The organism is Mycobacterium sp. TY814, assembly GCF_030755175.1.
Lineage (GTDB): Bacteria > Actinomycetota > Actinomycetes > Mycobacteriales > Mycobacteriaceae > Mycobacterium.
Genome location: NZ_JAUFRY010000001.1, coordinates 613,183 through 634,657, shown reverse-complemented (window position 1 = coordinate 634,657; position 21,475 = coordinate 613,183). Strand labels below are relative to the sequence as shown.

The 21,475-nt window shown below is 67.1% G+C and carries 23 protein-coding genes, 4 tRNA genes and 1 pseudogene; 14 read left to right on the top strand and 14 right to left on the bottom strand.

Features of this window, described 5'->3' with window-relative positions; genetic code table 11:
* Positions 1 to 52: 52 nt before the first annotated feature.
* From QXH22_RS02445 to QXH22_RS02425, 4 genes are all read right to left on the bottom strand, one after another.
* Positions 53 to 229, bottom strand: coding sequence for a hypothetical protein (locus QXH22_RS02445; RefSeq protein WP_306241172.1), 177 nt, complete (start codon positions 227 to 229; stop codon positions 53 to 55).
* 83 nt (positions 230 to 312) lie between these two features.
* A tRNA-Val gene (locus QXH22_RS02435) sits at positions 313 to 387 on the bottom strand.
* A gap of 17 nt (positions 388 to 404) precedes the next feature.
* A tRNA-Cys gene (locus QXH22_RS02430) sits at positions 405 to 475 on the bottom strand.
* A gap of 29 nt (positions 476 to 504) precedes the next feature.
* Positions 505 to 577 (bottom strand) — tRNA-Gly (locus QXH22_RS02425).
* Positions 578 to 756: 179 nt separating this feature from the next.
* Between QXH22_RS02425 and QXH22_RS02420 the strand changes: the two genes are divergently transcribed.
* The 9 genes from QXH22_RS02420 (at position 757) to QXH22_RS02380 (ending at position 6,566) form a co-directional block, all read left to right on the top strand.
* A tRNA-Val gene (locus tag QXH22_RS02420) sits at positions 757 to 828 on the top strand.
* A gap of 271 nt (positions 829 to 1,099) precedes the next feature.
* Positions 1,100 to 1,846 (top strand): polysaccharide deacetylase family protein, encoded by a 747-nt coding sequence (locus tag QXH22_RS02415; protein ID WP_371934199.1) that lies wholly within the window; start codon positions 1,100 to 1,102, stop codon positions 1,844 to 1,846.
* Between the two features lie 81 nt (positions 1,847 to 1,927).
* Entirely contained in the window at positions 1,928 to 2,296 is a 369-nt protein-coding gene (locus QXH22_RS02410) for an STAS/SEC14 domain-containing protein (protein WP_306241171.1), read from the top strand.
* 172 nt (positions 2,297 to 2,468) lie between these two features.
* Complete coding sequence (locus tag QXH22_RS02405; RefSeq protein WP_306241170.1) at positions 2,469 to 2,762, top strand: putative quinol monooxygenase; 294 nt, start codon at positions 2,469 to 2,471, stop codon at positions 2,760 to 2,762.
* Between the two features lie 39 nt (positions 2,763 to 2,801).
* Positions 2,802 to 3,092, top strand: coding sequence for a hypothetical protein (locus tag QXH22_RS02400; protein WP_306241169.1), 291 nt, complete (start codon positions 2,802 to 2,804; stop codon positions 3,090 to 3,092).
* A gap of 210 nt (positions 3,093 to 3,302) precedes the next feature.
* Positions 3,303 to 4,178 (top strand): hypothetical protein, encoded by an 876-nt coding sequence (locus QXH22_RS02395; protein WP_306241168.1) that lies wholly within the window; start codon positions 3,303 to 3,305, stop codon positions 4,176 to 4,178.
* A 233-nt stretch (positions 4,179 to 4,411) separates the two neighbouring features.
* A complete protein-coding gene (locus QXH22_RS02390; protein ID WP_306241166.1) occupies positions 4,412 to 5,194 on the top strand; it encodes a sulfite exporter TauE/SafE family protein in 783 nt (260 codons plus the stop codon).
* A 29-nt stretch (positions 5,195 to 5,223) separates the two neighbouring features.
* Positions 5,224 to 6,159 carry a catalase family peroxidase gene (locus tag QXH22_RS02385; protein WP_306241165.1) on the top strand — a complete coding sequence of 312 codons (936 nt, stop codon included), beginning with the start codon at positions 5,224 to 5,226 and terminating at the stop codon, positions 6,157 to 6,159.
* A 56-nt stretch (positions 6,160 to 6,215) separates the two neighbouring features.
* On the top strand, positions 6,216 to 6,566 hold the full coding sequence (locus QXH22_RS02380; protein ID WP_306241164.1) for a hypothetical protein: 351 nt from the start codon (positions 6,216 to 6,218) through the stop codon (positions 6,564 to 6,566).
* Between the two features lie 27 nt (positions 6,567 to 6,593).
* Here the strand turns inward: QXH22_RS02380 and QXH22_RS02375 are convergent, their stop codons facing one another.
* On the bottom strand, positions 6,594 to 7,700 hold the full coding sequence (locus tag QXH22_RS02375; RefSeq protein ID WP_306274848.1) for a glutamate--cysteine ligase: 1,107 nt from the start codon (positions 7,698 to 7,700) through the stop codon (positions 6,594 to 6,596).
* 209 nt (positions 7,701 to 7,909) lie between these two features.
* Here QXH22_RS02375 and QXH22_RS02370 point away from each other — a divergent pair, with 209 nt between their 5' ends.
* Entirely contained in the window at positions 7,910 to 8,569 is a 660-nt protein-coding gene (locus tag QXH22_RS02370) for a TetR/AcrR family transcriptional regulator (RefSeq protein WP_306241162.1), read from the top strand.
* Positions 8,570 to 8,575: 6 nt separating this feature from the next.
* On the opposite strand, the gene QXH22_RS02365 is transcribed toward QXH22_RS02370, so the two are convergent.
* Positions 8,576 to 9,001, bottom strand: a complete 426-nt coding sequence (locus QXH22_RS02365) for an anti-sigma factor antagonist (protein WP_306241161.1) — start codon at positions 8,999 to 9,001, stop codon at positions 8,576 to 8,578.
* 157 nt (positions 9,002 to 9,158) lie between these two features.
* Here QXH22_RS02365 and QXH22_RS02360 point away from each other — a divergent pair, with 157 nt between their 5' ends.
* A complete protein-coding gene (locus QXH22_RS02360; RefSeq protein ID WP_306274847.1) occupies positions 9,159 to 9,800 on the top strand; it encodes a TetR/AcrR family transcriptional regulator in 642 nt (213 codons plus the stop codon).
* Between the two features lies 1 nt (position 9,801).
* Here the strand turns inward: QXH22_RS02360 and QXH22_RS02355 are convergent, their stop codons facing one another.
* Positions 9,802 to 10,470, bottom strand: a complete 669-nt coding sequence (locus QXH22_RS02355) for a DedA family protein (RefSeq protein ID WP_306241159.1) — start codon at positions 10,468 to 10,470, stop codon at positions 9,802 to 9,804.
* 109 nt (positions 10,471 to 10,579) lie between these two features.
* On the opposite strand from QXH22_RS02355, the gene QXH22_RS02350 reads away from it, so the two are divergent.
* Positions 10,580 to 12,217: an acyl-CoA synthetase gene (locus QXH22_RS02350; protein ID WP_306274846.1), complete on the top strand. Its 1,638-nt coding sequence runs from the start codon at positions 10,580 to 10,582 to the stop codon at positions 12,215 to 12,217.
* Here QXH22_RS02350 and QXH22_RS02345 read toward each other — a convergent pair.
* Together QXH22_RS02345 and QXH22_RS02340 are read right to left on the bottom strand one after the other, a co-directional pair.
* Positions 12,210 to 14,000, bottom strand: coding sequence for a PPE family protein (locus tag QXH22_RS02345; protein WP_306241156.1), 1,791 nt, complete (start codon positions 13,998 to 14,000; stop codon positions 12,210 to 12,212). The genes QXH22_RS02350 and QXH22_RS02345 overlap by 8 nt on opposite strands.
* Positions 14,001 to 14,461: 461 nt before the next feature.
* A pseudogene (locus tag QXH22_RS02340) lies at positions 14,462 to 14,643 on the bottom strand (hypothetical protein); the annotation flags it as partial.
* 126 nt (positions 14,644 to 14,769) lie between these two features.
* Here QXH22_RS02340 and QXH22_RS02335 point away from each other — a divergent pair.
* Entirely contained in the window at positions 14,770 to 17,007 is a 2,238-nt protein-coding gene (locus QXH22_RS02335; protein ID WP_306274845.1) for a PE family protein, read from the top strand.
* A gap of 33 nt (positions 17,008 to 17,040) precedes the next feature.
* The gene (locus tag QXH22_RS02330) at positions 17,041 to 17,805 is read left to right on the top strand and encodes an IclR family transcriptional regulator (RefSeq protein ID WP_306274844.1); all 765 of its coding nucleotides are present in this window, start codon (positions 17,041 to 17,043) and stop codon (positions 17,803 to 17,805) included.
* Here the strand turns inward: QXH22_RS02330 and QXH22_RS02325 are convergent.
* The 5 genes from QXH22_RS02325 to QXH22_RS02305 are packed head-to-tail and all read right to left on the bottom strand — an operon-like array spanning position 17,793 to position 21,342.
* On the bottom strand, positions 17,793 to 18,518 hold the full coding sequence (locus tag QXH22_RS02325; protein WP_306274843.1) for a class II aldolase/adducin family protein: 726 nt from the start codon (positions 18,516 to 18,518) through the stop codon (positions 17,793 to 17,795). The genes QXH22_RS02330 and QXH22_RS02325 overlap by 13 nt on opposite strands.
* A complete protein-coding gene (hcaB, locus tag QXH22_RS02320) occupies positions 18,515 to 19,309 on the bottom strand; it encodes a 3-(cis-5,6-dihydroxycyclohexa-1,3-dien-1-yl)propanoate dehydrogenase (RefSeq protein ID WP_306274842.1) in 795 nt (264 codons plus the stop codon). The genes QXH22_RS02325 and hcaB overlap by 4 nt, the downstream gene beginning before the upstream one ends.
* Positions 19,293 to 19,544 carry a dihydrodiol dehydrogenase gene (locus QXH22_RS02315; protein WP_306241151.1) on the bottom strand — a complete coding sequence of 84 codons (252 nt, stop codon included), beginning with the start codon at positions 19,542 to 19,544 and terminating at the stop codon, positions 19,293 to 19,295. Before QXH22_RS02315 ends, hcaB begins: the two co-directional genes overlap by 17 nt.
* On the bottom strand, positions 19,541 to 20,062 hold the full coding sequence (locus QXH22_RS02310; RefSeq protein ID WP_306241150.1) for a 3-phenylpropionate/cinnamic acid dioxygenase subunit beta: 522 nt from the start codon (positions 20,060 to 20,062) through the stop codon (positions 19,541 to 19,543). Before QXH22_RS02310 ends, QXH22_RS02315 begins: the two co-directional genes overlap by 4 nt.
* A complete protein-coding gene (locus tag QXH22_RS02305) occupies positions 20,059 to 21,342 on the bottom strand; it encodes a Rieske 2Fe-2S domain-containing protein (RefSeq protein ID WP_306275944.1) in 1,284 nt (427 codons plus the stop codon). The genes QXH22_RS02310 and QXH22_RS02305 overlap by 4 nt, the downstream gene beginning before the upstream one ends.
* Between the last annotated feature and the right edge of the window lie 133 nt (positions 21,343 to 21,475).

The following is a 21,475-nucleotide window of genomic DNA, read 5'->3' as shown; positions in this document are numbered from 1 at the left end:
AGAAACTCAGAAATATGTCGCTAGCAGCGCAAATGCCGGAAGCGGGCATATTTCAGGAACGGCGCAACTGCCGCGCAGTCACGCCGGCCAACACCCGGTCAACGTCGTTGATGAGGGCGCCGACAACATCGCGGTCGGACTCATCGACGGCGACATAGGCGTGCAGAAGATGCTTACGGGCGTCGTGCAGGTGGTCGCTCAGCGCCGTTTCGGCGGCGGCACTGGACATGGCGAAACCTTTGAGGTTTGCGCCGAGCAGTTCACATTGAGTTCACGCGGACTGATTTTGCGGATGAAACCGCAGTTAGAACGTGGTGCGCGATACTGGGATTGAACCAGTGACCTCTTCCGTGTCAGGGAAGCGCTCTCCCGCTGAGCTAATCGCGCTGGGGGATCGAAATCGGAGGTGGAGACGGGAATCGAACCCGTGTGCACGGCTTTGCAGGCCGTTGCCTCACCACTCGGCCACTCCACCGCTGGGATTGATGCCAATTCGCACCTTCGAGCGGATGACGGGATTCGAACCCGCGACCCTCACCTTGGCAAGGTGATGCGCTACCAACTGCGCTACATCCGCGCGCAACGGGCGAGATCGTCGCCCGGTGCGAAGCACGACGATAGTCCAGTGAGCAGTCCCGCACAAATTGCTTGGTCAGAGCATGTCGACGGGGGCTCCGGACGGGCGTGGAAACCCCTGGCCCGTCCGGCCCTCGCCGTGACCGTGCTAGTGTTCGACGTCGTTCGCCTCTCGGCGCCGGTCCCGTGGCTCAGTGGAAGAGCGTCCGCTTCACACGCGGAAGGTCGCTGGTTCGATCCCAGCCGGGACCACTCCCAAACCCTGCCTCCTCACCGTCCTTGACGCTCGGCCTGGTTGCGGCCTGAGCACCCCGAGGTCACAAGTCCGTACCTGACCGCGACACCCGGCTGTTGAACGGCCGCGCGAGGCGGCCGGCGGCCTAACCTGTCTGGCACTTGGACCGATGATGTGCCGTGCCGCCCTGACCGGCGCCGCGGGCTGAGGAGCGCAGACGTGAGCGAACTGGAGCGGCGGCGGTTCCTGATCGCCCTGGCCGCAACCGTCGCGGCCACCGGCGTGCCGGTGGCGCACGCTGACGTCCTCGGTTCGGCGCCTGATCCCAACCCGTCGTCACTGAAGGTGTTGCCGCCGCCTGATCCGGGCGCGCGGGTGCCGCTGGCGCGAGGCGCGGTGCTCAAGCAGCTTCCCGGGGCCGGCGATCTGCTGGCCTGGACGGTCGATGACGGCGCTGACACCGAAGTGGTCCGGCTCTACACGCAATTCGCCAGGGACACCGGCGTGCGGCTCACCTACTTCGTCACCGGCGCCTATCGCGCCTGGACGGAGAATGCCGCATCCCTGCGACCGCTTGTGGAATCCGGTCAGATCCAGCTGGCCAATCACACCTGGACGCACCCGGACCTGACGAAACTCACGCCGCGACAGATCGCGGACGAACTCAAAAGCACCGACGTGTTCCTGCGTAACACCTACGGAGTCGATGCCGCGCCGTACTTCCGCCCGCCGTACGGCCACCACAACGCGTCGGTCGACGCGGTAGCTGCCGATCTGGGCTATCAGAACCCCACGTTGTGGAGCGGCGACCTGCGGGATTCCGCGCTGCTCCCGGAAGACACCATCGTCCGGCTGGCATACCAGTACTTTGCTGCCCAGAACATCGTGATCGGCCACCTCAACCACACACCGGTCACGCATGTCTACGGTCAACTGGTCGACATCATCCGCGCGCGCAGGCTCCGCACCGTGACATTGAACGACGTCTTCGTGCACCCCGAAATGCCTTACGGAACAACAGCATTGCCCGGATGAAACGGCCTCCATTGCGCGCATGATGACGCGGGGGTTGACTGGCGGTAGGGGTTGGGACCCCGCCACAGAAAGAAGATTCCGATGATTGAACTGTTGCCGGACATGCCGGAGGGAGTAACCGGCATCCGCGTATCAGGCCGACTTCGTGGCGACGAGCTACGCGAGATGAGGCCAAGCCTGCAGGAGCGGCTGAACACCGGCGAGATCAGGATTGTCGAGGTTATCCCGTCCGACTACGAGGGTTTCGGGCCCGGCGGGCTGATCGAGGACCTGAAGCTCGGCTTCGGCACCGTCTTGCCGCACCATGCCGCTTTCAAGCGCATCGCGATCGTCACCGACCTCGAATGGGTCGCTCACGTGCTGCATGCGCTGGCTTGGCTCGTTCCCGGCGAGCTTGCCGTGTTCGGCCTCGACGAGCTGGAACAGGCCAAGGAGTGGGCTGCCGGCTGACGTCCCAGATTTCGGCCCGTCTATAACTAGAGACTGGCTCGCACCACCAGCACGCGTCCAGTCGCCGAGGCTGCAAATCTGCAGCGAAAGTGCGAGTGGAGGCCTGCAGAAATACATTCTCGGTGATGCGCCTGACTGAGCAACGCATCCAGATGCGCGAAAGGGAGACGACATGGCGGTCACGGTGATTCTCGAGCTCCGGTTCAAGCCCGAGTCGGTGGCTGCCGGCCGCGAGCTGATGGGCCGCACCCTGGAAGTCACCCGTGCGTTTGACGGCAACCTGCAGACCGATGTGTGGATCGACGAGGACGACGAAGCGCACTGGCTCATCTATGAGGTCTGGGAATCCGTCGAAGCCGATGAGGCGTACCGCCGTTTCCGTGCCGGTGAAGGCAAGGTGACCGAGCTTCCGCCGCTGTTGGCTGCGCCGCCGAACAAGACGAGGTACACCACCGCAGACGTCTAGGGCGGGCGAGCGCCAGCACGACGGCCTACCCTCATCCGCATGAGCTTTTCCGAAGGCATAGGCACGCTCAAACTCGAATGCCCGCAGGCTCATCCGGTGGGAAGGATCCTGCGCGAAACCGCGCACCAGTCGGTCCAGTACGACCCCGGGGCCACGGTCGGACCCCGCCGGTTCTGGCCCGAGGAAAGCGAGCAGACGCAGTTCACGGCGCACTGCCGATTCTGCGACAGGCCGGTGGGCGAGGCCACGGTGACGTTGCGGGAGAAGTTCACCGAGCTGCTCGCCGACACCGGCGAGACGTACCGCACCACCACGCTGCCGTACCTCTAATACGCACCAGCGCAACATCTTCCGAGCTTCCGAAGGTCCGCCTGCGTAACGGTCGGCCGACTCCTATTTGACGCTTGCGCAGTAAGAGTCGCTGGTATTCGCCCATGCTGATATCGCCGACCATTTATTGATTTCGTAAGGTTCATCAGGAAACGTCTACGAAAGCGCACGCCAGCACGTCCTTCTCGGTCCTACTAGCACGGAGATTTCATGACGCTCATCCGCAGACGCCCGATGGGTGTCCTCGTCGCGATAGTGGCGAGCCTCGCCGCGGTCGCATCTTTCGGGGCCCCGACGGCGCAAGCCTTCTACGTCAAGTACCACGAGACGATCACCCGCAACGCCCTGCCCGCCGACCAGGTCAGCCAGCTGGCGGTCAACCAGATCCTCATCGGCCCGCCGCCCGGCGGGGGAGCGATGGGCAGTGACGTGTTCGCCACGGACGAGTTCCGTCACCTGGACAACTCCATCAACCCCGTTGACATCTGCAACCGGGCCCGCCAGGCCTGGGACGTCTTCTCGCCCATCGTGCTGAGCGGATCGGTGCTCAACGGCAACGTCGAGGCTGACGGACCGGGCGCCCGCGCCGCCTTCGGCGCCCTGCTGCATACGCAGCAGGACTTCTACGCGCACTCCAACTGGGTCGAGGAGAACGTCGCCATCGGCCAACTGGACCGGCTCGCACCGCCGATCTTCCCGACCTGCAACCCGGCGGACTTCCCGGCGGATCTGCACACCGGCTACTACAACATCGACTTCTCCCAGCAGTTCCCCCTCGAGGGCTGCCCGGCCGGCGGACCGCCGCCCGGATTCCAGGAGTGCCACACGGTGCTGAACAAGGACGGCCCACACACCCCGCGGGGCAGCCAGGTCATCCCGGGCACGAGCATGACGATGTATGACCTGGCGGCGAAGCTGGCCACCCAGGCCAGCACCAACCTGTACACCACGGTGCGGGATTGGGTCGCCAACGAGAACGGTCAGAACGCCGCGGTCCAGCTATTCCAGCAGGGCGGACCAATGCCGTCGCTGGACAGCCTTCCCCACATCCCCAACATCCCCAACATTCCCTACACCGGTAGCTAAGCGGAATCAGCGGGTGCCCGGGTCGATCCAGTCGATCCATTCGCCGTGGGCGGCCAGCCCGGGCACACCGCTGATCCCGGCCTGGCCACCGTCGATCGAGGCGTTGTCGCCGCTGATACAGACCGTGGGTAGGGATGCTCGTCATCGCTGATCGACACCACATCGACCGGCCCGAGCGCATCGGTGCATACGGCGGTCAGACACCGATTCGCTAGGCAGTCTAGGGTTTTCGGGTGTCGGTTTCCCACATGCTCCTGATCGGACTCGCCGGGCTCGGGGCCGGCGCCATCAATGCGCTCGTCGGATCGGGCACCCTCATCACCTTTCCGACACTGGTCGCGCTGGGCTATCCGCCGGTGACGTCCACCATGTCGAATGCGATCGGGCTGGTGGCCGGCAGCGTATCGGGCACCTGGGGCTACCGCAGGGAACTGCGCGGGCAGTGGAACCGGTTGCGATGGCAAATCCCTGCATCGCTGGCCGGCGCCGTGCTGGGCGCATACCTGCTGCTGCACCTGCCCGAGAAGGTTTTCACCCGGATCGTGCCCGTGCTGCTGGTGCTGGCCTTGATCCTGGTCGTCATCGGACCGCGCATCCAGTCGTGGGCGCGCCGGCGCGCTGAAGACGCGGGCCGCTCCGCCGAGCACATCACGCCGGCCAGGATGGCGGCCCTGGTGATCGGCACGTTCCTGGTGGGTGCCTACGGAGGCTATTTCACCGCGGCGCAGGGCATTCTATTGGTCGGGGTGATGGGCGCGCTGCTGCCGGAATCGGTGCAGCGCATGAACGCCGCGAAGAATCTGCTCACGCTGATTGTGAATATCGTTGCCGCGGTGAGCTATACGCTCGTCGCCTGGGAGCGCATCAGCTGGCCGGTGGCCGGACTGATCGCGGTAGGGTCACTGATCGGGGGTTTGATCGGCGCGCGCTACGGACGAAGGCTCTCGTCAAATGCGCTGCGCGGCACCATCGTGGTGGTCGGGTTGATCGGTCTGTACCGGTTGCTCGCCGTGTAAATGCGGTCGCGAGGACATACGATTCGGCAATGCCGGTTACTCCTGATGACGCAATCGCCGCGATCCGGGACGGCGGCGGCGCGTGTCCGGGCTATCGGGCGCTGCACGCCAAAGGCGCCCTGTACCGGGGTACCTTCATTGCGACGCCAGAGGCCGCAGGTCTCTCGCGCGCAAGGCATCTCGACGGCTCACCGGTGCCGGTGCTGGTGCGGTTCTCCAACGGATCGGGCAACCCCGCCCAGCCGGACGGGGCGCCGGGCGTGCGCGGGCTGGCGGTGAAGTTCACGCTGCCGGACGGCACGACGACCGATGTCTCCACCCAGACTGCCCGGCTGTTCGCGGCGAGCGGGCCGGAGGGATTCGTCGATCTGCTCAAGGCGCTGCGGCCCGGCCCGGCGATGCCGGCCCGGCTGGCCCGCCTTTTCGCGACCCGCCCGGCGTTGCTGCGTGCTCTGCCGGTCCTGGCGGCCGCCGGCAAGACGCCGGCAAGTTACGCCACCATCGAATACCACGGTTTGCACGCTTTTCGCTGGGTCGCCGCCGACGGCAGCGCCAGATTCGTTCGCTACCACTTGATTCCGGCGGCCGGAGTACAGCACCTGCCACTGCGGGCGGCCCGCAAGAAGGACCGGGACTTCCTCGACGACGAACTGCACACCCGCCTCGGCGACGGTCCGGTGCGGTTCGATTTCCGTGTTCAGCTCGCCGGACCGGAGGACTCGACGGTTGATCCGTCGGCGCCCTGGCACAGCGCCGACACCATCAGCGTCGGCACGATCGAGGTCACCGGCGTGGACACCGAGCGCGAACACGGCGGCGACATCGTGGTCTTCGACCCGATGCGGGTCACCGACGGCATCGAACCCTCCGAGGATCCGGTGCTGCACTTCCGCACCCTGGCCTACTCCGCGTCGGTGAAGTTGCGTGCCGGCGTCGACCGTGGCCCGGGAGCGCCGCACACCTGACGATCAGGGACTTAATGCCCTACCCCGGAGGGGTATCTGCACCTTAGCGTTGACATATGACGCAAGAATCCGAATCCACCTCGGCGGCCGCCTCCGCGACCGAAGGTCGTTGGCTGGGGCAATTGGCGGCCTGGGTGGGCATCGTGGCCGGTGTCGTTTTCATCGTTGCGGTGGTCTTTTTCGCGGGCTTCTCCGTGGCGTGGTCGCAGGATGGCCACCCATGGGGTCAGGGCGGCTCCGGCGGCGGGCGCACCGGAACCTGCCCGATGATGGGCTCCGGGGGAACGATGCAACCCGGCGGAGGGATGGGACCGGGGGGAATGATGGGCCCTGGCGCAACGATGGGTCCCGGGCGACCGGGAGCCCCGGCGCAAGCGCCCACCACCACCACCCGGCCTACTCCATAGGCATCACACTAGGCGCGGCAACGTTTTTCAGCTGACCGTCGCCGCCGCTGCGTCCTCGATGACGTCCAGTGCCGTCTCCCGGCGGTGCCATGCCTGACGTTGTCGCATCGCCCCGTTGCCCTGCGTCGTCACGCGGTCGAGTTGGTCGACGACGTGGTGGTATTCGCCGAGCGCGTCCAGCGCCGGGCGGACCCGATGAACCAACGCACTCAATTGCTCGCGCACCGGCACTGCCCCGCGGTCGCCGACCAGATCCAAAGTGCTGCCGGCCAAACCGTCATGGGCGGCCTTCCAGTACGCGGCCCGTAGCGCGGCCGGCGCCAACCGGTCGACGCTACGGTCGCGCTCGTCGACCGCCGTGATCACGGCCGCCCGGATCAGCGTGGCCAGCAGCACGGTGTCGGCCGCGGTCGCCGGAACATCGGCCACCCGGACCTCTACGGTCGGAAAATCCGCCGAGGGGCGCACGTCCCAGTAGACCATCCCGCTATCCAGGATCACTCCGGTATCGACCAGCATGCGCACCGTGCGGTCGTACTCGTCGATGGAGGTGAAGTACGGCGGGGCCCCGGCGACCGGCCAGCGCCGCCACAGCACGCTGCGCCAGCTTGCGTAACCGGAGTCGCTGTTGCGGTAGATCGCCGAATTCGCCGACAGCGCAAGCAAAGTCGGGAGCCATGGGCGTAGCCAGTTGCCGGCGTGGACGGCCGCGGCGCGGTCGGGCACCTCGACGTGGACGTGACACCCGCAGATGCCCTGCTCATGGGCCACCATCCCGTACTGGTCACCGATCTGCCGGTAGCGCGGTGTGTCGGTGACCGGGAACTCGTGGGGTGTCACGGGAGGCAATCCCAGTGCCAGCAGGCGCACGCCGACGGCCGCAGCGGCCCGGGCGGCCGTGCGCCGCAGCCGGGTGAGCTCTTCGTGCAGCTGTGCGGCGCTGGTCGCCACGCTGGAGGTCGTCTCCACCTGGCAGCTGGCCAATTCCAGCTCGAGCTCGACTCCGCGGCGAGCGGCCTCGGCGGCCACCTCGCGGTTGCGCGGCGCCGGTTCCCCGGTGTCCGGGTCGACCAGGAGAAACTCTTCCTCCACACCCACCGTCGGAAGGCCGCCCCCCGAGCGCCGCGTGCTCATGCCCGCAACCTACCCCTGCGACGGCGGGGCAAACCTGCCGTTCATGTGCGTTAGGACGGAGAAGTTGGCCATGTCGGCCATTTCCCAGTACGAAGCCGCCTCGTTGGGGACAATGGCCTCGGAGGGAACCGAGAGTTCGGCTCTTACGGGGTCTCTTGGGTGGGTTCGGCGGCGTGCGAAGCACGTCCCAATGAAGGAGCGATCTAGCAGTGTTGAGTCCCCGGTTGCAAGAACATGACTACGTCCTTGATTCCACCGAGGACCTGGTCGCCCAGGACGGCATCGAAGCGGTGACGATTCGTGCGCTCACCAAGGCCACCGGCGTGTCCAACGGCGCCATCTACCGCACCTTTGAATCCCGTGGCGGCCTGCTCGGCCGGGTCTGGATCCGCGCGGAACGGCGCTTCCTGGACCAGCTGATCAGTTTGATCGAGGAGGCCAGGTCCCAGCCTGGCAGCGAGCCCCTGGACGCCGTCTACGCCGCCGCCGAGACCTCGTTGCTGTACCCGGACCTGTATCCGGGCTCGTCGGCCTGCCTGATGACCGTGCGTCGTGACGACGTCGTGAGTCAGCCGATGCCGGCCGATATCGCCGAGCACCTGCAGGCTCTCGAGCGTGAGCTGGCCGCCGTGATGGCCCAACTGGCAGAAGGGCTTTGGGGACGCAGCGACGACGGGGCGGTCGACCTGATCGCAACCTGCATCATCGATCTGCCGAAGTGGATCGGTCTGCGTGGCGGGCGGTACAGCCTGCCCAATCTGCGTGAGTACCTGCGCGCGGCGGTGCGCTCGGTGCTGGAGGTGGGCCCGCCGCCCGCCGGGCCGGACCGCGAGCTGGCTACCAGCGGTGCTCGCCACGGCGCGGCGTAACCGTCGTCAGGCCATCGCCAGGGCGTTGTCCACCGTCGGGTAGATCGGTAGCACCGCGCTCAGCCCGCAGGCTGCCACGATGCGGCCGACGATCGGCGCATGGCTCACCAGACGCAACTCGACGCCGCGCTGACGGCAGTGCTCGGCGGCTTCGGCGAGCACGCTGTAGGCGCAGCAGCCCATGAAATCGACGTCGGTGACGTCGACGACGAAGGGACCCGGTGCGGTGGCTGTGGCGGCCGCTTCGGTCACCAGCTGGTGCCAGGTGTTCTCGTTGCACGCGTCAATTTCGCCGCCGGCGTGAATCACCACCGCATCGCCGCTGCGATCGGTGATCGCACGCAAGGTGCTGCGTGGTTCGCCGAGTTGATAGACCAGGCGGGTGCTGAGTGTGAGATGTGTGGAAAAAGATTCTGCAATGACCAGGCTCATGGTGCACTCCTAATCGGCTGGCGCAGATCGCGCCGCGATGGATGCCCGCCCTGCATATCTGAAGACAGACAGCTTGATCGCCGTGTAAGTTCCATTTGTATAACAAGACAGGGCTGTCTGTCTACATGGCTTCGGTAAGAGTACGGTAAAACTCGTTATGACAACGCCCGACGTCACGGGTCCCGGGGGGCCCGCCGTGCCCGCGCGCGAACGGATTCTGACTGCCGCCTACGAGTTGTTCAGCCGGCGTGGAATCCGGGCGGTAGGCACCGAGGAAGTTATCGAGCGCGCCGGCGTGGCCAAGGCGACGCTGTACCGGCACTTCGCGACCAAGAACGCGCTGGTCCTGGCGGTGCTCGAACGTCGGGAAGTGCTGTGGACGCACGGTCTGATCGAGGAGCGCTCCGCCTCGCTCGGCAGCACCCCGGAGGAACAGTTGCTGGCGATCTTCGACGTCCTGCACGAGTGGTTCCAGAACCGCGACGGATTCGAGGGCTGCTCCTTCATCAACGTGCTGCTGGAACTGGGCGCCGACCACCCCGCCGGAAAGGCAAGCATCGTCCATATCAACAACGTGCGGGAAATCGTCCTTAAGCGGGCGGTGGCCGCCGGTCTACGCGACGTCGAGGACTTCGCGCGCTCCTGGCAGATCCTCATGAAGGGCGCGATCATCCTGGCGGCGGTCGGCGACATCGACGCCGCCCTGCGCTCGCGCACCATGGCCCGCGGCCTCATCGAGCAGCACCGGCCGCGGGACGGCGTTCAACCTGAGCACGACCCCCAAGGGGCGCTCAGCTGAGTCAGGCGGCCTTTTCCGGAGCCGGAGTCCCGGTCTTGCGGTAGTGCTCTTCCTCGAGTTCGGCGATCGCGCGCGACGTGCGTTCGCGCAGCAGGATCGCCGCGGTGACGCCGCAGACGACCGCGATCACCAGGGCGACCCAGGAGAACCGCGACATCCAGCGTTCGGCGGCGACACCGGCGTAGTAGACCAGGGCGGTGGTGCCTCCGGCCCAGCAGATGCCGCCGCTCACGTTGGCTGCCAGGAAGCGCGGGTAGGGCATCTTCAGCGCCCCGGCCAGCGGCCCGGCGAAGATACGCAGCAAGGCGATGAACCGTCCGAAGAACACCGCGCGGACACCCCAGCGCTCGAACGTTCGCTCGGCGAGCGCGACATGGCCGGGACCGAAGTGCTTCGGGAACCTGCGGCCCAGGCGGTCGAACAAGGGCATCCCGAAGCGGCGGCCGATCGAGTAACCGATCGAGTCGCCCACCACCGCGCCGATCACCGCAGCCGCGCCGACACCGATCGGGTTGACCCCGATTTCGTGATGCGAGGACATCAGCGCCGCGCTGACGAGCACGATCTCGCCGGGCAGCGGAATGCCCAGGCTCTCCACTCCGACGACGCCGCCGACCAGCAGATAGACCGCAAGCGGCGGGATTGAATGCAGCAGGGCGTCCAGATCCATGAATAAAGAATGCCTGACCGCGTCCGGCCGCGCGGCGCAACGGTGTCAGCGGATCCCGGTGTCGATACTGTCGTGAGGTCACGACGTCAGGACGGCTCGGGAGGTTCCGGTGGAATTCAACCTCGCCCAGGTGGTTTCGGCGGTCGCCGCGGCTAATCCGGACCGGGACGCCATCGTGTTCGGCGACCGGCGCTTCACCTTCGCCCAGACCGAGGAACGGGCCCGCCGGTTCGCGCGTGCGCTGCACGGGTGGGGATTCGGTGCCCGCAAGGAACGCGCCGAGTTGGCGCCGCACGAATCCGGGCAGAGTCATCTGGGTCTGTATCTGGCCAACTGCAATGAGTTTCTGGAGGCGATGCTCGGGGCGTACCAGGCCCGGGTCGCTCCGTTCAACGTCAACTACCGCTACGTCGCCGACGAGTTGGTGTATCTGATCGGCAACGCCGATGCGGATGCGCTGCTCTATCAGGCGCGCTTCGCGCCGACACTGGCGCAGGCGCTGGAACGGGTGTCCCGGCCGGTTCGGCTGATCCACGTCGACGACGAGTCCGGCAACGCGCCGTTGCCCGGGGCGGTGCGCTACGAGGAACTGCTGGCGTCGGTGTGCGACGAACCCCTGGACGTGGTGCCCTCACCCGACGACCTCTACATGCTCTACACCGGGGGCACCACCGGCATGCCGAAGGCGGTGCTGTGGCGTCAGAACGACATCTTCATGAACGCGATGGGCGGGCGGACCTTCGGCACCGGCGAGCCGGTGAGCAGCCTGGAGGAGATCGTGGAGCGCTCGCGGCCCGACGGGCCGGGGTCGATGACGGCCGCACCGCTGATGCACGGCGCAGCGCAGTGGGCGGCGTTCATCAACCTGTGCGCGGGACGGCCGTTTGTGATGGCGCCGACAACCACCCATCTGGATCCGGCCGAGGTGTGGGCGCTGGCCAGCCGCGAACGCGTGGTGTCGTTATCGATCGTCGGCGACGCCTTCGGCCGCCCGCTGCTCGACGAACTGCAGACCGGCGACTACGACCTTTCCGGGCTGTTCGTGCTGGTCACTGGCGGTGCGGCGCTGAGCGCCCCGCTGAAGCAGCGGTTCGTGGAGCTGCTGCCGCACCTGACCATCCTGGACGCGGGCGGCTCGTCGGAATCGGGGGCCCAGATGGGCCAGGTGTCGAGTGCGGCCCAGCAGGCGTCGGGCAGGTTCGCGCCCAATCCGGGTGCCGTGGTGGTCAGCGAGGACCTGACGCGGATCCTGTCACCCGGTGACGACGAGATCGGCTGGCTCGCCCAACAGGGCCCGATCCCGTTGGGATACCTCGGCGATCCGGCCAAGACCGCCCGGACGTTCCCGGTCATCGACGGGGTGCGTCATTCGGTCCCCGGTGATCGCGCCCGGTGGGACGCCGATGGCCAGATCGAACTGCTGGGCCGGGATTCGGTGACCATCAACTCTGGCGGCGAGAAGATCTTCGCCGAGGAGGTGGAAGCCGCGATCAACGAGCACCCTGCCGTTTACGACGTGGTGGTGACCGGCCGTCCGAGTGAGCGGTGGGGAAACGAGGTGGTCGCGCTGGTGCAGCTGGCGGACGGCGAGCAGGTCGACGCCGAGAGCATCATCGCCGAGGCGGCCCGTCACGTCGCGCGCTACAAGCTGCCCAAAGAGGTGATCTTCTGCGCCAAGCTGCAGCGGTCGCCGTCCGGCAAGGCCGACTATCGGTGGGCGAAACAGCAGGCGACACAGGCTAGTTGAAGAATCCCGACTGGTCGTCGCCCCGGTGCCCGCCGCCGGAACTGGTGTTGCCGGCGTTGGCCAGACCGGAGTTGGAGCTACCCGAGTTGTTGATCCCGGCGTTGTAGGAACCCGTGTTACCGAAGCCGGACAGTGCGAAGCCCGTGTTGTGGAACCCGACATTGCCCCGGCCGTCGGAGTTGCCCCAACCGGAGGTGTAGCCGAAGGCGTCAGCGGTGCTGTTCTGGAACCCTGACGAGTCCGAGCCGGTGTTGTAGAAGCCGGACAAATTGCTGCCGACGTTGCCGAATCCTGAATTCGTCACGCCCACAGGTGTTTCCGAGCTGGCGAACCCGGTATTCAGACTTCCTGAATTGAACAGGCCGGTGTTGGTGTTGCCGGAACTGAACAGACCGGTGTTCCAGTAGCCCGAGTTGAATGCGCCGGTGTTCGTTCCGTATTGGGCCGAGTTGAAGAATCCGGTGTTGCCCGAGCCTGCGTTACCGAAGCCGACGCTGTTGTATGTCGCGTTGCCCGCGCCCACGTTGGCGATGCCGGCGTTGTCGAAGCCGAAGTTGGTGCTGCCACCGTTACCGAAACCCGTGTTGACCGATCCCGCATTCCAGAAGCCGGTGTTGGTGGTCCCAGCGTTGCCGAATCCCCAGTTGCCGTTGCCGGAATTGAAGAAGCCGACGTTGTTGTCGCCGGAGTTGAAGAAGCCGATGTTGTTGTTGCCTGAGTTGCCGAATCCCAGGTTTCCGATGCCGGCATTCAGCGCGCCGATACCGACCTGGTTGTCACCAGTGAGCCCGAACCCCACGTCGTTGTTGCCGTTGTTGCCGAACCCGAAGTTGAAACTGCCCTTGTTCCCGAAGCCGACATTCGAGTCGCCGGCGTTGCCGCTACCGAGGTTGAAGGAGCCGAGGCTTCCGCTGCCCACGTTGGTGGAGCCGATGTTTCCACCACCGCGGTTGCCGTCGCCGACGTTTCCGGGGCCGAGGTTTCCATTGCCCTGGTTTCCGCCACCCAGGTTGAGATTGCCGTAGTTGCCGTTGCCGAAGTTGGTGTTGCCCCAGTTGCCACTGCCCAGGTTGGCGTTACCGGTATTTCCGCTGCCCAGATTGGTGTTGCCGCCGTTGCCGCTGCCCAGGTTGGCGTTGCCGTAGTTTCCACTGCCCACGTTGGCTTTTCCGGTGTTTCCGCTGCCGAGGTTGTTGTCGCCAGTGTTCCCGACGCCGAGATTCCATGCACCGCTGTTGCCGATGCTGGTGTTCAGATCTGCCAGACCCCCCAGAGACTGCCACGGTGTCAACTCGGCTGCGGCCGCGGATGCGCCGGAGTGATAGCCGACCATCGCGGTCACGTCCTGGATCCACATCTGTTCGTAGCTGCTCTCGGCGGCTGCGATCGCGGGCGCGTTCTGCCCGAACAAGTTCGACATCACCAGCTGGACAAGCGCTTTGCGATTGGCCGCCACCACCGCTGGATGAATGGTGCCCGCCCGTGCGGCCTCGAACAAGTCGGCCACCGCCATCGCTTGACCGGACGCCTCACTGGCCCGGGTTGCCGCGGCGCTGAGCCACTGGGCATAGGGTGCGGCAACCGCGGTCATGGCCGTCGCCGCGGGACCCTGCCACGCCTGCCCCGCCAGCACAGACGTCACTGATGCGAAGGACTCGGCCGCCGAGGCCAGTTCGGCAGCCAGCCCATCCCAGGCGGCCGACGCCCCCAACATCGGTGCCGAACCCGCTCCGCTGAAGATGCGCAGCGAATTCACCTCCGGCGGCGATACCAAAAAGTTCATAACAGACTCCAGCGACTTCCCCAGGGTCACGTCATGACCGGTTTTGCATACCGCGGGACTGTATATGACGCGCCTGGCTAATATTCGCGTTTCGCTGGATCGTTCGGGATGCCGCACCGCATCTGCCAGCTGGGCGCGACAGACCGGTGCCATCGCGCGCTGAGTCGGCGCCCGGGGCGCCCGACGCGTAGAAATGGTGCGCCGGAACACCGCTTGTCAGCGAAAGGGCAAGTTAGAGAAGGGGATTGAGGCCCGGGCCGACATTACCCGGCAAAGTGGGCGCCGCGTTGCCAACCAGTCTTGATTCCCCGACCACTCTGCAACGCGACGCAGGCCAACCGTACCGAGAATCACGAGTCCATAGGGGCGTTTTCGGTGAAAACCGTTGTCGGCAGCAGGCGCCGGCGCAGCCGGTCGAACGCCTGTGGCTCGGGGCAGGTCTGGTAAAGCCCGTGGAGGTGCAGGCCGTCGTCCTCGAGCGCGCAGTCCCAGGTGTGGTACTCGGGGCGCACCCGGGCCAGGTCGAGTTTGTTCGGGGGGCAGCGCCAGCCAGAACACTGCCCAGGTGCATCCAGCACTCGCAGGCCACATCCTGAAACGCTTGCGGCTTTGCTGTGGTGAACCCGCCGGGTGGGCGCGACATCCGGTCAGGACCGGGAATCCTGGGGTAGCCGCGCTGCTTTTCTGCGGCTTCGTCACGCAATGTCCATCGCGGTGTTCGCGTCGGGTCTACTCTGAAGCCGTCGCCAGGCCTGTCGGGAGGTTGCTGATGTCGTTCGTCATTGCTGTGCCCGAGTTGGTCGCGACGGCCGTGGGCGATCTGGCGGGGATCGGATCGGCGTTGTCTTCGGCCGGCGCGGCGGCGGCCGCGCCGACGACCGGGATCGTTGCGGCGGCCGGAGACGAGGTGTCGGCGGCGGTTACGGCGTTGTTCGCGGCACACGGTCGCGGTTACCAGGCTCTCAGTGCGCGGGCCGCAGCGTTTCACGAGCAGTTTGTGCGGTCGTTGGCCGCTGCGGCGGGTGCGTACACCGCCGCCGATGCGGCCGGCGCGTCGCCGCTGGAGAGTCTGCTGGGGTTGGTCAACGCTCCGACGCAGACGCTGTTGGGGCGCCCGTTGATCGGCAATGGCGTTGATGCACCGGACTTTTCGGGGGCACCTGGTGGTGCCGGCGGGTTGTTGTTCGGCAACGGTGGTCGCGGTGGTTCGGGCGCGCCCGGCCAGGCCGGCGGGGCCGGTGGAGATGCGGGCCTGTTCGGTAACGGCGGCATCGGCGGTGCCGGAGGCGCGGGTGTGACCGTGTCGGGTGCCGCCGGTGGCGCGGGCGGTCGAGGTGGCTGGTTGTTCGGCAACGGCGGCACCGGTGGACTCGGTGGGGCGCAGGGCGCGACGGCCGTCGGTGGGGTCGGCGGTGTAGGTGGTGCGGCACGTTTTGTCGGTTGCGGTGGTGTCGGCGGTGTGGGCGGCGCCGGCGCGCACGGCGGCGACGGTGGCGCGGGACCGCTGCTGATCGGAAACGGCGGTGAAGGTGGCCATGGAGGGGCGGGCGCCGCCGGCGGGAACGGCGGTGCCGGCGGGACGTTGTTCGGCGACGGTGGTGCGGGTGGGCAGGGTGGGTCCGCGGCCGCGGGGGTGCTCGGTGGAACTCCCGGCACCGGGGGTCACGGCGGCAATGCCAACTGGTTCGGCTCCGGCGGCGCCGGCGGGCAGGGTGGTACGGGTCTGACCGGCGTCGCGGGGGTGAATCCCGTGCCGACCGGCACGGCCGCACCCGGCAACAGTCCCACCCTCGCTCCACTAACCATTAGCAACCTGGGCAACGTAACTGTGCAGGGCACCGGCGGCGGTACCGGAGGCACCGGCGGCGTGGGCGAGACGGGCGGCACCGGTGGAACCGGGATGGATCTTATTGTCACCGTTGGGTCGCCCGGTATCACGGGAACCCTCACCATCGGCAGTGGGGCCGGGGGCAACGGGGGTTCGGCCGGCGTTGGCGGCGACGGGGGCGCGGGCGGAAGGGGCGGCAATTCGCTGATCGTGGCCAGCGGCACCGTGGGAGGCGTGACTACGGTTTCCGGCGGGACCGGCGGAAACGGTGCCTCCGGCGGCCCCACCGGCGGTGCGGGTGGCGCGGGCGGCCTGGGCGGCTTCGCGAACAGCCCCTATGCGGGGACCGCGACCGGCGGTGACGGCGGCGCCGGTGGTGCGGCGGGTACAGCAGCCGGGTCCGCCGGCGGTAGCGGCGGCACTGGCGGCGCGGGCGGCACCGGAGGACATGGCGGGCTGTTCATCGGCAATGGAGGTGCCGGGGGAGCCGGAGGGATCGGCGGCACCGGCGGTGCCGGGGCGTCCGGTTTTGCGGGTGGCGACGGCGGCGGAGGCGGCTCTGCCGTCAACACCGCGACCGGAAGCGCGATCGGTGGTGACGGCGGGACCGCAGGCCACGGCGGTATCGGTGGAACGGGCGGCACGGGTGGCATCGGTGGCATCGGCGGAAATGGCGGTGCGGCCGGATTCCTCGGAATCGGCGGCGCCGGTGGCGCCGCCGGTGCCGGGGGAGTCGGCGGAGTCGGTGGCATCGGTGGTGCCGGGGGCGATGGCGGCGGGGGCGGTGGAGTCATGATGACGGCCGCGCCGTCGGGAGCGACCGGTGGCCAGGGCAACAACGGTGCCCTCGGCGGTGACGGCGGCGCCGGCGGAGCGGGCGGTGCCGGGGGAACCGGCGGCGGCAGCGGGGGAGCCGGAGGTCTGATCGGATGGGCTGGCACCTCGGGCGCCGCGGGGGCCGGCGGCTCCGGTGGCACCGGTGGTCAGGGTGGCACTGGCGGCAACGGTGGCAACGGCGGGGATGCGACCACGGGTGGCGCGGTCGGCTCAGGCGGAAATCTGGCGCTGGGTGGACAGGGCGGCCTCGGCGGTGCCGCCGGCGGTCCAGGTGGCAGCACCGGGAGCACCGGCTTGTCGGGGGTGTCGGGCAGTAACGGGAAGGCCGGGCAGTTCGTTTAGAGATTGCCGCCGGCGGCGGGCTACGCTCGCGAAGTGCCGAATGAGGTGCCGCAGTACCCGATCGAGTCGGTCGACAACGCGCTGAAACTGCTACTGCTCCTTGGCGAGCAACCCCAGATCCGGTTGACCGAGGCCACCCGGTACCTGGGCGTCGCGTCGTCGACCGCGCACCGACTGCTGGCGATGCTGACCTACCGTGGCTTCGTGCGCCAGGACCCCGAATCCAAGGCATACCTACCGGGCCCGGCGCTGACCAGCGTGGCGTTCGCGATCTTCGGCCGCCTCGACATCCCGCGCACCGCGATGCCCGTCATGCGGCGACTCAGCGAACGCCTCGGCGAGTCGATCCACGTGGGGATGCTCGACGGTGCCACGGTTCGCTTCGTCGCCGCGGTCGAGGGTCCCAAAGCGGTGCGGGTGGCCTCCCGGCTGGGGCGCACGATGCCGGCGCACTGCACGTCGACGGGCAAGGTCCTGCTGGCCGGATTGCCGGAAGACGAATGGCAGCAACTCTTTTCGCATGAGCCACTGGAGCGCGTCACCGAGCGGTCGATCGACACCCGGGCCCGCCTGCGCGGCGAGTTGTCCCGCATCCGCAGACAGGGCTACGCCACCAACCGCGAGGAAAGTGAGGAGGGCGTCGCCTCGGTCGCGGTGCAGATTCCGACCCGCGCGCCCGGCCTGCGCCTCGCGCTCAATGCCGCCGCGCCGTTGCAGCGCTTGCCCACGTCGAAGTATTCGTCGGTGGCGGCCGCACTGACCGAGGCTGCCGAAGAGATCGGCGATCAGCTGGGCTGAGCACCCAGCCGAGCGACCTCATGCCGCCAGGCCGACTCGACGTTGAAACCAGACCCCAAGTCCGGCAATTCATCCCAGTCGGCGTCGTCGATATCGCGCAGGGACCCCCCGGCGGCGCGCACCCGCAACGACATGCGCGCCAGCGCGTCGATGCTGATCGCTTGCAACACCGCCTGTTCGATGCCGGGGGCGGCGCTGGTGATGCCGTGGCCACGCAGAATCACCACGGGCCTGCCGGCCATGGCGGCCACCATCTCGTTGGCCAGCAGCGCATTCCGGATCAGCACCGCGCGCTGGTAGACCGGCACACCGCCGCGGGCCAGCCACGCGCCGGGAATATCGAAGGCGCCGTAGAGGGGCCGGATGGCGATACCGGCCAGATCGGCGGCGACGACGTCCGGCGGGTGCAAATGGGCGACGGCCTGGTGCCTGGCGTCGGCCCGCATCGTTTCGAGGTGGATCGGTAGCTCGTTGGGCACCCGGTAACCGTCGAGTTCCCCTGGGGCGCCTTCGGTTCCGGCGAAGGTGATGAGCCGGATGTCGGCGGGCCGGGTAAAGGCCACCCCGGTGTCGGTGTCGCTGCGGCAGCGGACCAGCAAGTGATGGTCGTCGATCCGCAGGCTCAGATGCCCCAGCATGCCGTCCACCAAGCCGCGGGCCGCCGCGACGCGACAACCCTGTGCCACCAGCTCGCGCTGCGCCTCCAGGCTCATTTCGGTGCGCCCAAGCGGAATCCGCCGTCGGGGTGGACCGTCTCGCCGGTGATACCGCGTGACCGATCCGAGGCCAGGAACACGTAGCTCCAGGCATGATCTGCGCCGGTCAGGGCGACATGGAGCGGGGTGCGGGCGGCGAGATCGGTTGCCCGGCCAGGAGAGTCGTCGAGGCGGACATCGCCGAGTCCGAGGCTGGCCAGCCCCCGCAGGTCGGTGTTCAGGGTGCCGCCCGGCGCCACGCCGTTGACCCGGATTAGGGGGGCCAGATCGTGTGCCAGCGCCGTCACCAGGCCGCGCACCGCGAACTTCGACGGCACGTACAGCACGCCGCCACGGCCCGGGTAGTAGGCCGACGTGGATTCCGTCAGCACGATCGCGGGTCCGGTCCCGTTACGCAGCAACGGCAGCGCGGCTTTGGCCGATTGCAGATGACTCAGCACGTTGGTGCGGAACATCTCGTCGAACGCGGCGGACAGGTCGTCGGCGTCGATATCGTCGATGCCGCGGTAGAAGTCGAACACTCCGACGCAGTTGACGAGCGTGTCCAGGCCGCCATAGGCATCGGCCGTCGCGGTGACCGCCCGGTCGTTGTCGGCGCGGGTGGTGGCGTCACCCTCCACCACGGGAACGTCGGGCAGCTCCGCGCGCAGCCGCTCGCATTTGTCCGGATCACGTTCCAGCACAGCCACTGTGGCGCCTTCGCCGAGGAACGCGTCGACCACCGCCCGCCCGATTCCCGACCCGGCGCCGATGACCAGGGCGCGTTTGCCGTCAAGCCATCCGGTCATCGTGGTCCTCTGGCTCATCGGGCAGCAGCGGGGCCTGGGAGTTGCCGACCATGGCCGCCAGGGTACGGGGGTTCTGCCAGGTGAGAGCCTCCACCTCCAAGGCATCCAGCGTGATCGACCGCCCAATGCGGGGCGAGCGGATCAGCAGTCGCGCGCCGTTGCGCGTGTCGACCCGCTGCACCACGACTTCGGTGAATTCATTCGCCAGCATGATGGGCTCACCGGCAGGGATCACAGGAACACCGCCAAATTCTGCATCCGCAACACCGATTCGTCGACAAAGATCCTGCGGCGGGCCAACTTCCAGGAACTTTGACTCTCGTCCCAGCGCAGCAGGTCTTCGCGCCCGCAGGACAGCAGGGCGCTCTCGTTCACGTCGCCGCGGCTGCGGAACAGCAGCTCGGCGGACTCGACGAGCAGGTGCGCCGGATCCTGTTCGAAGGTGCGCACGTTGGTGATGAAGTGCCGTAGTCGTGACGGCGGATCTTCGGCCCATACGTGTTCGGTGCCCATCCGGGCCACCCGCTGGGTCAGCGAGTACTTGTCCTCGGCGAAGTGGTCCATGCCCGGAGAGGTGTCGAATCCCGCGTTGCGGGCGGTGGTAACCCGCACCGGCATGACGTAGCGGATGTCGTCGGTCATGGTGTCCAGCCAGGCCTCGTACTGCTGCGCGTCCAGCAGGTAAGCCTCGTCCACCAAGAACTGGTGTGCCTGGTTATGCCGAATATCGTTGAAAGGCAGTGGTTTACTCATACCGACTCCAATTGCTGCGCCCACAGCTTGAGCAGCTCCCGCTGGTTGTACTCGTTGTAGCCGACCTGCGCCCTGCCGGGCCCGTGGAACGACTCCGGGGGCAGCGCCTCGATCACCGGGCTGTCGTCGGAGAGCAGTCCCATCCTGCTGTTCAGCAGTAGCCGCCGCGCCATCGAACCGCCCGCGGTGGTGGTCAGCGACACCCAGTTCTCCACGTCGTCCTGCTCGAACATGCCGGTCGACCCGAAGCACATCAAATACGCCTGGTAGGAGTCTTTCTTGAACTGCTCCGGGGCGGCCGCGTCGACGGCGAACCACGAACACACCTCGGTCTCGTTCTCGCTGATCGGTTGCCACTGCCTGATCGAGATGAACGGCAGTACCTGCTCGCTATGAGGGAGCTTGGGCCAGTTGTGCACAAAGCTCAGGTTCGGGAAACAGGTTGCCGCCGAGAACATGAAGCCGTCCTGGGCCACCAGCTGTTGGTGTGCCGGCGACCAGACCGACTTGATCCGGTCAATCATCTCGTCGGGATATCCGACGTAGCGCATGCGCTCGTCGAAGTCACCCGGGGGCAGCTTGTAGGTGGTTCCGCCGCCGCGGTGGGCCCAGTAGGTGGCGCCGTCTTTGCGCTTCTGCGCCTTGGGTTCCCGGAACAGGCCGATGTCGACGATCGAGGCGTGCGTGTGCGGTGTGTGGTACATGTCGCCGGAGAAGTTCTCCGCCCCGATCTTCCAGTTGGCCTTGATCCGCCACCGCTGCGGACCCCGCACCTGCAGTCCCTGGGTGCTCTGCTTGGTGTAGAAGTCGAGGTAGAACGCGAAGTCGCCGAGAAATTCCCGTAACGGCGGAGCGTGCGGGTCCAGACTGACGAAGATCATGCCGTTGTAGCTGTCCAAATTCGGTGCAGGAAGCAGCGTTTGGCTTTTGTCGAAGCCCTGGTCGCCGCCGTAGGCTTCCCGATGGAACGGCAGACCGGTGAGGCGGCCGTCGTTGCGGTACGTCCAACCGTGGTAGGGGCAGCGGAAATTGGAGGCGTTGCCCATCTCGGCGCGGCACACCTGCATCCCGCGGTGCAGGCACATGTTGAACAGGGCCCGTACCCGGCCACCGGAGTCGCGGGTGACGATGAACGAATCGTCGAGCACCCGGCGCACCACGTAGTCACCGTCGTGCGGAACTTCGGACTCGTGCGCCACGAACATCCACGCTCGGCTGAAAAGCTTCTCCTTTTCCAGTGCGAACAGGTCGGCGTCGTTGTAGATGTGCGCGGGGATCATGCCCCGACGGACATGGTCGAAGAGTTGATCGCTCACCTGCACCTCGCCTCGCTCCCGGCATCCTTCTGTTCTACAGAGAGCCATTCTGCCCTGCGGCCACAGCAGTTCAAACGGCAACTCACAGGCGCCTCAC